The sequence below is a fragment of the Lederbergia citri genome (assembly GCF_018343625.1).
Taxonomy (GTDB): domain Bacteria; phylum Bacillota; class Bacilli; order Bacillales; family Bacillaceae_C; genus Lederbergia; species Lederbergia citri.
In genome coordinates, this window is sequence record NZ_JAGYPG010000001.1 from 687,650 (window position 1) to 702,475 (window position 14,826).

Annotated in this window: 17 protein-coding genes; 2 read left to right on the forward strand and 15 right to left on the reverse strand. The window is 34.2% G+C overall.

All coding sequences use genetic code 11. The features are described from left to right. Window positions 1-470 precede the first annotated feature (470 nt). The 10 genes from KHA97_RS03525 to KHA97_RS03570 form a co-directional block, all read right to left on the reverse strand. On the reverse strand, window positions 471-1,928 hold the full coding sequence (locus KHA97_RS03525; RefSeq protein WP_213123362.1) for a GerMN domain-containing protein: 1,458 nt from the start codon (window positions 1,926-1,928) through the stop codon (window positions 471-473). Next, a complete protein-coding gene (locus KHA97_RS03530) occupies window positions 1,894-2,445 on the reverse strand; it encodes an RNA polymerase sigma factor (RefSeq protein ID WP_213123363.1) in 552 nt (183 codons plus the stop codon). Before KHA97_RS03530 ends, KHA97_RS03525 begins: the two co-directional genes overlap by 35 nt. A 1,221-nt stretch (window positions 2,446-3,666) precedes the next feature. Then, window positions 3,667-4,230, reverse strand: a complete 564-nt coding sequence (locus KHA97_RS03535; RefSeq protein WP_213123364.1) for a dihydrofolate reductase family protein — start codon at window positions 4,228-4,230, stop codon at window positions 3,667-3,669. A gap of 90 nt (window positions 4,231-4,320) precedes the next feature. After that, window positions 4,321-4,473: an amino acid transporter gene (locus tag KHA97_RS03540; protein WP_213123365.1), complete on the reverse strand. Its 153-nt coding sequence runs from the start codon at window positions 4,471-4,473 to the stop codon at window positions 4,321-4,323. 325 nt (window positions 4,474-4,798) lie between these two features. Beyond that, complete coding sequence (locus tag KHA97_RS03545) at window positions 4,799-5,164, reverse strand: nuclear transport factor 2 family protein (RefSeq protein ID WP_213123366.1); 366 nt, start codon at window positions 5,162-5,164, stop codon at window positions 4,799-4,801. Window positions 5,165-5,394: 230 nt separating this feature from the next. Continuing rightward, window positions 5,395-5,823 (reverse strand): lipoprotein, encoded by a 429-nt coding sequence (locus KHA97_RS03550; RefSeq protein ID WP_213123367.1) that lies wholly within the window; start codon window positions 5,821-5,823, stop codon window positions 5,395-5,397. Window positions 5,824-5,914: 91 nt separating this feature from the next. Further along, entirely contained in the window at window positions 5,915-6,094 is a 180-nt protein-coding gene (locus KHA97_RS03555; RefSeq protein WP_213123368.1) for a hypothetical protein, read from the reverse strand. A 188-nt stretch (window positions 6,095-6,282) separates the two neighbouring features. Further along, window positions 6,283-7,185: an NAD(P)/FAD-dependent oxidoreductase gene (locus tag KHA97_RS03560; RefSeq protein WP_213124292.1), complete on the reverse strand. Its 903-nt coding sequence runs from the start codon at window positions 7,183-7,185 to the stop codon at window positions 6,283-6,285. Between the two features lie 228 nt (window positions 7,186-7,413). Beyond that, window positions 7,414-7,965, reverse strand: coding sequence for an NADPH-dependent FMN reductase (locus tag KHA97_RS03565; protein WP_007085796.1), 552 nt, complete (start codon window positions 7,963-7,965; stop codon window positions 7,414-7,416). A gap of 176 nt (window positions 7,966-8,141) precedes the next feature. After that, window positions 8,142-8,471 carry a putative quinol monooxygenase gene (locus KHA97_RS03570; RefSeq protein ID WP_007085797.1) on the reverse strand — a complete coding sequence of 110 codons (330 nt, stop codon included), beginning with the start codon at window positions 8,469-8,471 and terminating at the stop codon, window positions 8,142-8,144. A 242-nt stretch (window positions 8,472-8,713) separates the two neighbouring features. On the opposite strand from KHA97_RS03570, the gene KHA97_RS03575 reads away from it, so the two are divergent. After that, window positions 8,714-9,070 (forward strand): winged helix-turn-helix transcriptional regulator, encoded by a 357-nt coding sequence (locus tag KHA97_RS03575; RefSeq protein ID WP_007085798.1) that lies wholly within the window; start codon window positions 8,714-8,716, stop codon window positions 9,068-9,070. 410 nt (window positions 9,071-9,480) lie between these two features. On the opposite strand, the gene KHA97_RS03580 is transcribed toward KHA97_RS03575, so the two are convergent. The 4 genes from KHA97_RS03580 to KHA97_RS03595 form a co-directional block, all read right to left on the reverse strand. Further along, window positions 9,481-9,945, reverse strand: coding sequence for a hypothetical protein (locus KHA97_RS03580; RefSeq protein WP_213123369.1), 465 nt, complete (start codon window positions 9,943-9,945; stop codon window positions 9,481-9,483). Between the two features lie 454 nt (window positions 9,946-10,399). Further along, window positions 10,400-10,600, reverse strand: a complete 201-nt coding sequence (locus tag KHA97_RS03585; RefSeq protein WP_057775982.1) for a cold-shock protein — start codon at window positions 10,598-10,600, stop codon at window positions 10,400-10,402. Between the two features lie 268 nt (window positions 10,601-10,868). Next, window positions 10,869-11,402, reverse strand: a complete 534-nt coding sequence (locus KHA97_RS24365; RefSeq protein WP_325167401.1) for a phosphotransferase-like protein — start codon at window positions 11,400-11,402, stop codon at window positions 10,869-10,871. Between the two features lie 175 nt (window positions 11,403-11,577). Further along, window positions 11,578-12,381, reverse strand: a complete 804-nt coding sequence (locus tag KHA97_RS03595) for a class I SAM-dependent methyltransferase (protein WP_213123370.1) — start codon at window positions 12,379-12,381, stop codon at window positions 11,578-11,580. Between the two features lie 290 nt (window positions 12,382-12,671). Between KHA97_RS03595 and KHA97_RS03600 the strand changes: the two genes are divergently transcribed. Beyond that, on the forward strand, window positions 12,672-12,848 hold the full coding sequence (locus KHA97_RS03600; protein WP_213123371.1) for an aspartyl-phosphate phosphatase Spo0E family protein: 177 nt from the start codon (window positions 12,672-12,674) through the stop codon (window positions 12,846-12,848). A gap of 363 nt (window positions 12,849-13,211) precedes the next feature. Here KHA97_RS03600 and KHA97_RS03605 read toward each other — a convergent pair whose 3' ends face one another. Continuing rightward, window positions 13,212-14,063, reverse strand: coding sequence for an aldo/keto reductase (locus tag KHA97_RS03605; RefSeq protein ID WP_213123372.1), 852 nt, complete (start codon window positions 14,061-14,063; stop codon window positions 13,212-13,214). Window positions 14,064-14,826 lie beyond the last annotated feature (763 nt).

Sequence of the window (14,826 nt, forward strand, 5' to 3'; positions counted from 1 at the left end):
CCATATTTTCAAATATTATAAAAAAGCCCTTATTATTATCCCTCAACCTTATTGAACTAAACTGCCCGTTAGCTTAATAACTTCAACAAAAAAAGAGTTAATCCTTCTTGGATTAACTCACCAGGTAGTTTAAGTGAAAAATTTCATAATGATCCCTTTTTAATATGATTTTTTTACACGTTTATAAGGAATTTTGTGTCATTCCGCAAGGTATTAAGTACTTTTGTGTCATTATTTTTGACACAAAAGTACTTAATGTTTTGATGAAAATGTTGTAATGTAAGAGTTTTGAATTTAGTACTTTTGTTTCATTTATTTAGGAATCAAACGTCTCCACTTAATGCAGATACGCTATAGTAAGGTTAAACGAAAGTCGGTCTTAGATTAAAGCACCCCATTAGTTGAATAACAATCTAGTGGTGTTTTATCTACTTTCAATTATATATAACATACTTACTAGTTTATTTATATTATTGTAAGTCTTTCCTTTTCCAAGGTTCTTCGATGCTTTCTAACCAATGAACCCATGCACTAAAGCTCCCATCAAACTGAAAATAAATTTGTTGTATTTCCGGGAATTTTTCAAAAGTTGCAGAATGAAGTACCTTGAATAAAGATTGAACTTCAGCACTTGCAGGACTCCCTGCCAAGAATTCTTTAAAATCTATCACAACCGTTCCATCTTCATCGATTGCAACTCCATTCAATGAATCTTCATTCCCATATTGGATTTCGCCATTTTTTAATAACTTGTTAATTTCCTCCTCTAATTCCGGAAAAGGCTTCCCAAATGTTTGATAATCAAAGCCAATATTTACTTTTTCCACCTGTTCCTCGATCAAGCTTTCATACTCCTTTCCCAGGATTACTTCATATAAGGCTACATGCTCGTTCTCAGGTATAAGAAGATAGATTTCATTCTGATCTATTTTAATATAGTTTTCCATTCGTTGAGGTTTTTCAATAAAGTTTTCCTCTGGTATTCGTACACCTCCAAGTGTAGTCCCCTGCTTATTAAGCCCAAAAACATGTGTCTCTGAAATAGGCGTGTTTACAGCAGGAGTAACGGTCTGCATATAAATAATTTGTTCATCTGTTACCTCTTTTAAAGCCAAATTGCCAAGTCTTAAATCTGAGAACAAAGTAAGTTCAGTCTGATTCCCTTCATCATTAAGTACTAATATTCTTTCCTTAGGATTCACTAGCTGAACTTGAAAAGGAAGATTCTCATCCTCTATGAAACTCATTGTTCTTAGGCTTACAAATTTCTCTTGATTTTGACTAACGATAATTTCAGTGTTTTCTAATTCATATAATGAGTCTGGGGAAAATAAATCTAATTTTGATAAATTATAGGTCTTTGTTAACTCTCCATCGGATTGGTATTGATACACAATCTTTTCCAAAGAATTTAAAATATATATATCTTCATCTTTTGTGACCAAAATATCACCATTGCCAATAATATTATTATCTTTTTGAATTGGAAATGATCTGGTAGTTCCTTCGCTACTCCTAATCACTACCTGAGACCTTACTTCATCTAAAAGATATATGGTTCCATGCTGAATATCAAAGCTACTTACTGGGTTTATGGTCATACCCTGAGCATATCCGATTTCTCCTTCCCCATTTCCATATTTAATTGTATCCACCAATTGAATGCGAGATAATTCCTCAATCGTGAATGCATTTGTTTTTTCTTTTTCAAATAGAGAAGATAAGATAAGTAAAGGCAGTATAAAAATGACAGCTGCAGCAGCAAACAGCGGAAGTACCTTCCCCCTTGTTTTTTTCTTTGTTCCTTCCAACATGATACGATACTGTAATTCATTCACAAAGTCTTGACTTGGTACTAAGTCTGGCCTAACTTTAATTGGACGAAGCAGCTGTTCAGCCTCTTGAGTTAGATTTTCGGCTTTTTTCATCTAAATTCACTCCTTCCAATACGTGTAGTTCCTTCTTCAAAACCTTTATAGCACGATAAAAGTCTACACGTACTTTTAATTCGGAACACTCCAATATTTCTGCCGTCTCCTTAATTGTCATTTCCTGAATTCCACGTAAAATGAGTAAACTACGATAATGAGGCTTTATTCTCAGTAAAGCATTTTGAACTTCCTCCCACTGCTCTTTTATTAGTAGATAGTCATCCAAGGAATCCTTTTTATCTTGGTATGTAATTTTTTCTAGCAATTCAGGTAATGTTGACTTCAGCTTCTTTTTTCGCAAATGATCTATTGCTGTATTCCTTGCTATCGATAGTAACCAATATTTTGCACGAGTGCGATCTTTTAGCATATGGATATTTCGTATTGCTTTTAAAAAGGTTTCCTGTGTAATATCTTCTGCATCCTGTTTGTTACTGGAAAAATATAAAGAAAAATGATAAATATCTAAATGAAATTTTTCAAATAAATTTTCTATATCTATACCGTTACTCACTTACATCCCCCCTTACTAACAAGTCGTATTTCATTACATTTTGTTTCAAATATTCTAAGATTACTTTATTTTGATAGATAAAAATTTTAATTACTAAAGTACACCTCTGTAATGCTGTTGTTGTAGGAAAAGGTATCCAATCTTAAAAAGAAGTAATAATACTAACAACATACTAGAAATTGGAACTTTTAAGTTTACAAAAAATAATTAAAAGTCAAAGTAAAAAAATATATTTTCTACTTCGACTTTTATTTATATAACTTAGTTCCTTAAGAATCATTAAAATTAAATTAATTTTACTTTTTTATTCAACTAACCTGCTCCGTTAGTACAATAACTTCAACAAAAAAAGAGTTAATCCTTCTTGGATTAACTCACCCGGTAGTTTAAGTGAAAAATTTCATAATAATCCCTTTTTAATGTGATTTTTTACAAGTTTATAAGTAATTTTGTGTCATTCCGCAAGGTATTAAGTACTTTTGTGTCATTATTTTTGACACAAAGTACTTAATATTTTGTTAAAAATGCTATAGATTAGACGTTTTTAATTTAGTTCTTTTGTATCGCTCGTCAAGTTTGTTCATTTTCTACCTATGTTGTTCAACAATCGCTCCCTATGGAATAACTAAAAAACAAAATATTCTTCCTTTCACTAAAGCACCCGTTAGTTTAAGTGAAATTCTTCACTTAAAAATCTAACTACAATGGTCGTGCAATTGTTTTAGTTTTTCAAGTTCGGGTAACAATGATTTATCGATATAAATCCGTAGAAAAAACGGAAGTTAGTTGATTAAAAAATTGCTTTCGTTTAGCCCTGTTTTACATCACTATTTTTCTTTTTATTATTCTGATTATAAATCTTTTTTAATGTTGTATTTATATTATTCAAACTTAGCAAATTAAAGCCTAACATAATAAAAATAACTATTTCACCAGTAAAAAAAGAGACTACACCTATAATTAAAAAATAAAAACTATACCCACCAATTATTCATTTTCCTGATTCTCCCCTTTGTAAATAAGACATCTTTTCCTAAGTTTTTTCGAATATTAATATGTACGCTAGTAAAATAACTTCAACAAAAAAGCGTTAATCCTTCTTCGATTAACGGCCCCGTTAGTTTAAAAATGGGATACGCTCATAACTTCCTTCTTTCGTAATTTCACTTGATTTTAGTGAGCTCGAAAGCGTATCTCCTGAATTTCACTCTAGCGTCGCGGTCAGACGATCACGCGGTAGTGAAGTTGAACAACGCCGCTTGGGAAGCGACGCTCACCGAGCAGCACGAGTCGCATGCGGAGGTTGTCCGGCAATGCTCGCTTACCTCCACCCAATACGATCGGATTAACAAGCAGATGACACTCGTCGATCAGTCCCGCGCTCATTGCCTGCCCAGCAAGCTCGGGGCCGCCAATCGTAATGTCGGCTTCTGAAGACTCTTTCAGCCTCCGAATCGCATCAGGATTGAATTCGCGCTCGATTCTAGTCCTGGCGCTTGAAGCCGACTGAAGCGTCTGTGAATACACGATCTTCTCAGCAGCTCGCCAGATCTGCGCGAATTCCCGTATTTCCTCCGGTTGATCGCCTTTTTTGACGCTCGCCGTCTCCCAGTACACCATCGACTCGTACATTCTACGCCCGTATAGGTAGGTGCCAATCGGCCGCTGGAAGTCAGTCCAGAACGCAAACACCTCGTCATCGGAGATCCCCCACTCGATATTGCCGCGCTCGTCCTCCATGTAACCGTCCAAAGATACGTTAATAGGGTAGATCAATTTAGCCATTTCAATAACGCCCTCCAATTTTCAGTTTCCAACGTAACCAAGCAGCCAAATGGTAAGACATTTATTATTACAAAAATAACTTAGTTATTATTATGAAAAGTATTGATATAGAAAAAAACCAATGAAGAAATATCCAAAATACCTTAACGGTTTAGGCAATTTCTTTAAATCTACATCTGTTGGATACCCTTCAATGTTACTCATATGTTCCATTGCATCATTTATTGGTTTTCTATCTGACATATTCACCCCCCTTGATTACAAATTTTACCTTTATTTACTTATTCAACTAATTTACAAGTAATTCCTTCTTAAGCAACCTGCCCGTTAGTACAATAACTTCAACAAAAATAAGAGATAATCCTTCTTGGACTATCGCCCCCGTTAGTTAAAGTAAAGACCTTCACGATCTCGTCTATACTTTAAACATAATCCAATCTAATAAGGTATTCCAGAATCAGAAGCAGTATAAAAAGACGCCTCTTATTAAAGAAAAGCGCCCGATTGTTACATGACTTACATCTTTATAACCCTTAAAGATACTTTTGAAAGTAGAAATCAAAGTGACTCATATACAATAAGAATCAATTCTTTGTAGTTCATTATTATCATTAAAAATATAGACATCACAGGCTGAAACATAAGATAATTGTTCACCATTACGAATAAATTCGCCTGTTCCATTTACTGCAACGCAATTATTTTCTGCAATAACATTAAATGTAGTGAATTTAGTGGTTACAGTTTTGAAATAATTTGAAGTTTGCTTCCAATTTTCTATTACAGATTCCCTACCCACTAAGGTTTTGTCACCGATAATATTCCATTCAATTGTTTTTGCTAGAAATGGGAAAGTAAGGTCAAAATTACCATTTGAAAACGCCTCTGCTATTTGTTTTTGTTTGAGAACATGACTTTCTGAAGATTTGGTCATAAAACATTCTCCCTTACATGGTTTTCTTTACTATACCATCTGTTGCTTTTCTCCGTTTCTTCCAGATTGCTATTTCGATATCTTCTTGCCGCTCTTCAACAATCTGACCCGATTGTTGAACACAAGTTAAACATCGATCTTCAACTAAACTACCCTTTAGCTCAATAAGAACTGGCTGCGTTTTTGCAGCCAGTTCTTTAAGGATACCACCCTTTAGTTTAAGAAGATGGTTACTGATTTCCTGATATTATACCGAATGAGGCTTCTTCACCATTACTAAAAGACTTAATAACCTCATATTTCTTGTCTAAATTAACCTTATATATAAGTTCATGCTTTAATGATTGATTTGAATAATCAGCAGTTTTAGCAGTATTGTATAAAATGCAAATGCTTAATGTCTTATCGTTTTTTTCAACATTAAAATCAGTAAAATGTATAGCTTTTTCACCTTGTTTTACATTTGAACCATTCAAATATACATAAACAGCTTTTTGATTTTCGAAGAAAAGATGTACTCCATTCTCATCATTAACATCGTTAATGAATGATTGAATATCTTTATTAACACTATTCTCACCTACTTCTGAAAAAGATAATTTTGAGCTACAACCAGATAGCAAAGCGATAGTTACAAGTAAAGATAGTAGCTTTTTCATTTCACCCTCCAAATTTTTTAACTATTCACATTATTCTATCGCAAAAATCCCTACAAAAGATACTTCTTGTTGAATTAAACTGCCCGTTAGCTTAATAAGAACATCGGGAAAGAATAAAAAATCCAATAACAATGATAACTAACGTAATAATTTTTGTTAGACAGCCACCCTTTACTAATGAACTTGGGTCTCCAACCATTGAACGGTTAACGGCATCAGCAAAATCAATCATAGGATTTTTTTCCCGTTTTTCTTTTTTATCTTTCTGCATAAAATATGCCCCCTGTTGTTGAATCCGTTCACAATATATCCTTTAAAGTTTGCGAAAATTCCTTACAAAAGGTTTCTTTCTTGTACAACTAACTGCTCCGTTAGCTTAAAAAGAAAAAAACTTTACTCCTTATTGAAGTAAAGCACCCGTTTGTTTAAGTACATTGTTTCACAAAGTTTTTAAATAGTTTAATTAAAATCATCTTGAGATAAGTCTGTATTGACTCCCATTGTGGCTCTAAAACCTTCCGCTGCTGCAATAATCACTTGTGAAGGAGCAATAACTGATGTATCTCCAGCGGCATATAGCCCTTCAATATTAGTTCTGCCAAATTGATCAGTTATAATTCCACCGAGCTCGTGTGTTTTACATCCTAAAGATTGACCGAAAGTGGTGGCTTGAATCCATTCAGGTGTCACAAATCCTCCATTCCTCTTTACCTCTTCACCATCCTCAAAAATTACAGCTTCTAAACTCCCATTTCCGCCAATTAGAGATTTAATTTTTTGCTCATATACTTTAATTCCTTTTCTTTGTAACATATTCTTTTGCTCTACGGTTAATATCTTCTTTCCATTGGTACAAACAATTAAGTCTTTGCTCCAATTGTAAACTGTTTTAGCCATATGGAAAGCAGAGTGGCTTTCTGAAATAATCATTAGCGGAAGGTCTTTCAACTCCCAGCCATCACAATAAGGACAGCTGAAAAGACTTTTTCCATAGAAATCCATAATGTTTTCTATTGCCGGATGAATTTCCTTAAGTCCTGTAGCTAAAATCACCTTCTTCCCTTCAATACATTCTCCTTTTTCGGTCACGACTTCGAAATGCATTCCCGTTTTTTTTACATCAATAATTTTTTCATTTCTTATCATGATAGAAGGATACTTGGCTATGTCCTGATGAGCAATTTCTCTAAATTCTCTTGGTTTAATTCCGTCTCTTGTAATAAATCCATGCGACTCTTGGGTAACTGCGTTTCTTGGAGAGTTATTGTCGAATAAAATCACATTTCTTCTTGCCCTGCCTAATACAAGTGCAGCGTTTAAACCCGCTGGACCTCCACCTACAATTACACAATCTAACATAATAATATACTCTCCTTTTAATTAAATATATTAAAGACCTTTATTATCTATAATAGGAGGATAAAAAAAGACATCATTTATATAGTTTTATCATTACGGTAGCCGGGGTAGAACGTACCTGTCCATAGGAGGAGGATCCCGTTAGCCGCCATATCCACCTTACCTGGCAGACACCTCCTCAGGTAAGCGAAAAGACCTGCCATATTGCGGGCCGGTCTTTTTGTTGTACATTTAATTTTGTGATTTTACAAAGTCAATAAATGCTTCGACTTTACTGTCCAAGAAATTAAGCGTTCCTTCGTCAACTAATTGGCCTGATTGTTCATCAAACTTCTGATGGGCAAAACCGATTAGTACTTCATTTCCGCCCGGAGGAAGGATTCTTGCTTGAATGCCAGGGGCATCCAGAATTTCACGCAAATGCATTTGGGCACGGACGGTTCCGAGCATTCCCATAGTCGCACCGAGAGCCATGACTGGTTTGCCAATGAAAACCTTATCCACCCTCGAAGCCCAGTCCAAGGCGTTTTTCAAAACACCAGGAATCGACCAGTTGTATTCCGGAGTAATAATGACAACTCCGTCAGCATTTGAAACTGCCTCTTTGAATTCTTTTACAGACTGCGGCGGATTGTTTTCTTCATCTTGATCAAAATGAGGCAAGGAACGGATGTCGGCAATTTCCAAGTTCATTTTTTCTTTGTATCTTTCCTGCATTGTTTTAGCCAGCTGCATGTTATAAGACTCTTTCCTTAGACTTCCTACGAGTACAACAATATTCAACCTTTATTTCCTCCTGATGTATTGGTAATAATTTTTGAAATTAAATTATGTAACACTTCGGATTGTTCATCCGTTATTCCATTCAATACGGTTTTATGGTTATCCCTAAGAATAGGGATAACCACACTTTCAAGGCGTTTGCCTTCTTCGGTTAAATGATTAAAGATTCAGCGTCATCACGCATTCGTTATATGACTTCCCCATTCGCCCTTCGGTTGCAACCAGCTGACGCTTCTATCCACAATTAAATCGCCCAGTGTTCCTTCGTAATTCTTGCGGTATGGTTTAATAAATTCTTCCGCAAGCCAGCTATCTCTCGTGCCTTGCCATGTTTCATAAATGATCAAGTCATCCGGCTGATCCAGATCGTCCGATACAATGGCGCTAATGAATGCCTTCTCGGATGACATCTCCTCAATAAGGGAAGATAGCTCCTTGCGGAATTCTTCTTTCTTCCCTGGTTTAGCCTTAAAACGAATATTGAGTTGAACTTGTTGATTGGTCATATTGACTCCTCCTATAAATTTTATATTTTGCGGCGATTCCGTTACACCATTCCCCAAGTACTTGAAGAACAACTTACAAGATATAGTTCCTAATTAATTTTATTTTATGTCTAATACCTTTAAGTACTTGAAGAACAACTTACAAGATATAGTATCCTTCAGTAAGCACATTAACGGAAGTACCCACTTTTTTGTGATATAGTAACTAAAAAGTAATAAATGTGGAATGGAGAGGTTTAGACTTGAAAAAATTTAGTTGTGGTTTTGAAGTGACAAAGGAAGTTATTGGCGGAAAATGGAAAGGTCTTGTATTATACTTTTTAATGAATGGACCAAAGAGAACGAGTGAATTAAAGCGCATTGTCCCAAATATAACTCAGAAAATGCTGATTCAAACACTAAGAGAGCTTGAAGACAGTGGACTTGTGAGCAGAAAGATGTATAATCAAGTACCACCGAAGGTTGAATATTCATCCACTGAACTTGGAGAATCTCTTAAACCTATCTTGCAGGAGCTCTGTCAATGGGGAAGCCATTATGCGGAGCAAGAGTATGCAGAAGGTGAATTTGAAATCGCACAACCAGAAGAGGCTTCTTAATGAGGAAACCAGCTTATAACACCTTATATGTAAGGTATTTTATTGTTGTACTAAGATTTGGCCATTTTAATTCGAAGTAGATGGCCTCGACTGATTCTTTAAGACCATTAAAGCTTCCTTAATGTAGTTAAAAACGGGGGTAGCGTCCTTGGAATCTACTTGCGTTGAAATCCGAATTTTCCTGACGCTAACCCATTTATTATAGGGATTCTGCCCTGTTGTAACATAAGTAGAACTTCTTTACTTTTTACTACAGGATTACTGGCACGACTATTAGAACAGAAAACAGTTACCAATTAGGTAACTGTTTTCTGTTCTCTAATATAAAATACTGAATTAATCTCACTCTGTTTCCAAATGGGTTCTCATTATCTATACAAAAGAAGTTAATTATTACGGTTTTTTTCTCCCTATTCACATAACTGTTCAATAGTTTGATGATACTTTTCGGGGAAATCAGAACTAAATCTTATGGCATCATTTTTGTTTTTTAAGATTATAAAACCATTAGGAGGATGAAGTTTTGTTTTATGCAAACTCATATCTTCATCAAGAGATACCATTACTTCTATATACGGCATAAGAGCTATCCTTGAGCGCTCTTCTTGAAATTTTAAATTTTCTTGATTCTGAATAAAAATCTTTTCATTTTGTTTAATAACCTTCATATTTTGGCTTAATGTTAAGCACACTGCGATTAAGGTTGCTGCCCCTCCAAGATAACTCCCCCAAAACGCCAACCATTCGGCATTACCTAAATCCTTACCTGTATTTAAATCACCATATATATAAAAGATATTTAGACCCACAGGGATTAATACAATCAATAATGAAATAGGAATAATCCACTTATTATCTTTAAAAAATTGTCTCATCTATTCTCCTCTGATTTATTATCGATAGTAGTCAAGGTTTATAATACCAAATAATAGTCCTTTTCGCTTTCGAATAAACTACTTTCTATTTATTTCAACTAGTTCAATATTCAAAGTAAAATACTCCTAATCATGACTAACCTTATTCAACTATCCTGCTTCGTTAGCTTAATAACTTCAACAAAAAAAGCGTTAATCCTTCTTCGATTAACGCACCCGTTTGTTTAAGTATAATCATTCACAATAATTACTTTTTCGTTGGATTCTATTTTAGAAGATACTTTTAGTTTAGGTGATGGAAATTAGGAATCCTACAAATTATATGTTACAATGTGTTAACCATTTTATTTACTGTTTTCATGTTCCCTACTCATTAATGAGTGGGGATTTTTGTTTTTAAAGAGAAATAAAAAACAGACTCTAAAAAAGAGTCTGTCCATGTTTAGCATTATCATTACGCCTTATGAACGTTAGCAGCTTGTGCTCCACGTTGACCTTGCTCAACATCAAAAGTCACTTCTTGACCTTCTTCTAATGTTTTGTACCCTTCGCCTTGGATAGCTGAGAAATGAACGAATACGTCTTCTCCACCTTCACGTTCGATGAATCCGAAACCTTTTTCGCCATTAAACCATTTTACTTTACCTTTTTCCATGTTTGTTGCCTCCTAGTGTGTTAGCACACCAATGTATTACTTATCTTTGCTCTCAGTGATCATCAAGACGAAAAGTTCTTACTAATACTATCCTTTACACCGAACAAAAATAATCAATTTTAGAATAGCATTTTTAAATACTGTGTGCAAGGAACCTTAATTCTTTTACTAAAGCACCTTTTAGTTTAAGTACATTTATTCACAAACATCAAGCTCAGCATCCTTATGTACGATTGGCGCATCATTTAGAATTGCATCACAGTATACGCTAAACTTCGGATTTGCAAAACAAACCTTTTAGAATAGAATCAGCACATTCCTCTGGAGAATTTAAATGTGTGTTGACAGTATAATTATATGGTATATCTTTTGCCATAATTTTGCTTTGCCAATCTGACAGATCCTCGGTTCTATCTCCACGTTCAATATTTCTTTGGCGGCAAATTTCCAAAGGGCAAAACACTTCAACAATATGTAAGGAATATCCAGCAAAAATGTTTTTTACTTTTTCATAATGCGGTTCAATTTCAGGCCTCTCCAGCAAAATAACTGGAATTGGATTTCCTTCTTGAAATATAACATTACCAAAGGCACCTATGAAAAAAACCAATAGAGAAAAGGTGATGAATAAAGTAGCAATAACCGTAAACATTTTGTTTATTATCCTCTTTACTAATTTCTTTTCACTGTTATTAGACTGATTATTAAGGTTATCCCCTATTTTTAAATTTAAGTCATCGTGCGTAAATTCTTGATAACCCGTTAAATATACGTTGTAGCTCTTTACAATATCTTTTAACACTTTGTGATCAAATTCTTTAATTTCTTTTTCTAATTCTTCTATACAAACGCTTTTAGTAGGTGTTATTTTGCCTAAAGCATTTACAACTATCCTTATTCAAGTAACCTGCCCGTTACATCAACAAGGCAAGAGCATTATTCTTGTTTCAGTAAATCACCCTTTAGTTGAAGTATACTTATCCAGTTTTCTTACCGATATACATTATATGTTCAGCTAAACTAAGTAAATCCTCTCGTTCACATACCTGTTCTGCTAAATCTAACCAAGTATTTATTACTTCAGTGTCATGCCTAAGGAGTTCTGGCTCACGAAGATATAAAAAACTTTCACAGCTAAGTAAATGAAGTTTTTCCAGATTAAATTGATTAAAGAATGGAAGTACATTTTTTGGTGAAATAAAAAAGTTGTCTGAAAACCCTTGTCCTGCAAAATCCTCTTCTTCCACTATTTTATTTAGTTGTGCTTTCCGCTCATTATCTAAAATGAATTCAGGGTTACGTATGAGATAGTCCCAAACAAACGAATAAGAGGAAACAAATGCCACAAAAATATTTCCATTTGGTTTTAATTTTTTCAAACATTCGTTGATAGTTTTAACTCTATCGTTTTCGCTTTTAAGATGATACATCGGACCCATACATAGAACATAATCATATAGTTCATCTTCAATATCAGATAAATCACGGCTATCGACTTGCAATCCTTTAATAGGGAGACCAAGTTCCTTCGATTTATTCAATGCAAAGTCTACATTCTTTTTCGAAAGGTCAGCTAATGTCACATCGCAACCACGTTCAGCAAGATATAAAGAATACTTACCTGGACCACCACCCAGGTCTAATACTTTGTCTTTAGGCTTAATATAACGATTCAAAAAACGTTTTGTAAGTTCAAATTCTACTTTGTGACGTTCGAGTCGTTCCCATTCAAAATTTACTGTTTCATCATAAAATTTCCTTACAATTTCTATGCTCTCCAATTTGATTCCCCCTCGAGCTTAATATCTTCAACAAAAAATCGTTACTCCTTCTTCGATTAACGACCCTGTTTAGAAGAAGAGTATACTATTCTATTTGTCGTCTTTCTCAATCAACTGTACTTCATTCGCCTTTTGTAAAAAGGTGGTTATTTTTGACACATTTTTGTCACGTGTTTTTTATCTTCTTTTGACTTGTTTTGTCGAATGTCTTTTATTTATGTAAAGAGTTTTGCATAATATTGTTTGTGTTTGTTTTAAGTAAAGCGTTAATTAATAAAGAGGTGTAAAAATTGTTACAAGAAAGTGCACAACGTAATAGAGAAGCTCTTATTTTATCAATAGTCCAAAAAAGGGATGAAATGATTCGTCTTGCTACGTTAAATGGTATGTTAAACAGTAAGACAATTAAATGTAGTCAAGAACTCGATAGATTATTAAATGCTTTTAAAAAGTTTCAAATTCATTAATTTACTTAGGGGTGTCCTACGTCAGCAAGCAAATTTATTACAATAGTGACACCATTTTTTCTCAACTAATTATTCTAAATAGCAATTTGCTTTTTTACTCATTTCAACACCGTCTTTATGAGACTATTTCTCCATAAAAACCCATTCTCCTTATGTAAGCTGCCCGTTAGCTTAATAACTTCAACAAAAAAAGCGTTAATCCTTCTTGATTAACGCCCCCGTTTGTTTAAGTACAATTATTCAAAATTTGAAATTTGTAAAACGCTATCATATTTTTTATAAAAGACAAAAGCCGATGTACCTGAAAGGAAATCGACTTTTTCTTGATGAATAGTTCTTAATACCTTATTTGACGGTAATATGTTAAATATCAAGTTTACGGGTACCAATCCATTTCACCATTTCAGGATCTCTATGTGAAAAGAACAAGCTATCTTTTGTATCTAGCGTAAGGATCTTCTCCATATCATCTTGGCTTAACTCGAAGTCAAAGATATTAATGTTTTCAATTATTCTTTCCTTACGAACAGACTTGGGAATTGCAACGACTCCTCTTTGTATCAACCAACGTAAAATCACTTGGGCAACAGATTTATTATATTTTTCGGCTATTGATACTAAAATTTCATTCTGGAACATATTATTCTTTCCTTCGGCAAATGGTCCCCAGGACTCTATCTGCACATTGTTCTCTTTCATAAATTTAGAACTTTCGATTTGCTGATTGAAGGGATGCGTTTCAACCTGGTTAACAGCAGGAATCACTTTATTGTGAATGATTAAATCAATTAAGCGGTCTGGATGGAAGTTACTTACTCCAATCGCCTTAATTCTCCCCTCACGGTTCAATTCTTCCATTGCACGCCAAGAACCGTATACATCCCCAAATGGCTGATGAATTAAATACAAATCCAAATAATCCAATTGCAGTCTTTCCAGTGATTTTGCGAATGCTTTTTTTGTGCTATCATAACCAGCATCCTGTACCCAGAGTTTTGTAGTGATAAACAATTCCTCTCTTGCTACACCAGTCCTTTTGATTGCTCTGCCGACTGCTTCTTCATTTAGATAAGACGCAGCGGTATCAATCAGACGATATCCTGCCATAAGAGCTTCGTAAACAGCTTGTTCACATTCTTTTGGATCATTCATTTGAAAAACACCAAAGCCTAGTATAGGCATCTCAACACCATTGTTTAAAATTACTTTTTGCATACGAAATCCTCCTATTTGCATATTAATCTTCAATTCTTTGTGATAGTAAAGAAAGGTAGAACGGCGTATACTTATTATCCATCAAACAAAAATGCTACCGTTATCAAGTTTGTATTAAATCATTGCCTAATCCTCTTAATACCATTTATAAATCAAATGAATATGTAGTAAGATTAACTAGCACTTTACGAGAGTATGTTTTTATATTTAAAGATGTTGGGTTGGGATAGCTTTAAGTACGGTCGGAGCTGATTACCTAATAACATCTGTTGATTTTAGAGGGGGATGGGTGTTATGAGCACCTCAACTAATTTGTTACAATTATTAATTTATTCTTTTTTGATACGGAATCCCTTGTTTAACTAACCTGCCCGTTAGCTTAATACTTCAACAAAAAAAAGAGTTAATCCTTCTCGGATTAACTCACCCGGTAGTTTAAGTGAAAAATTTCATAATGATCCCTTTTTAATATGATTTTTTTACATGTTTATAAGGAATTTTGTGTCATTCCGCAAGGTATTAAGTACTTTTGTGTCGCTCGTCGGTTAGTTTTATTTCTCCTCTACATTCACATAAATATTTCCAAATAATTCCTCACGATTAGGAAAATCCGGCAGAACCCTTTATAAATAAAGAAAATGACGTAAATTTACACGTCATTTTCAGTGCCATTTATTAAAGAAAGCAGCCGAAAACTTTATCCTTATAAAAAAGCCGCATTTATTTCATTAAAATGCGGCTTTTTCTATGCATGCTTAGCAGC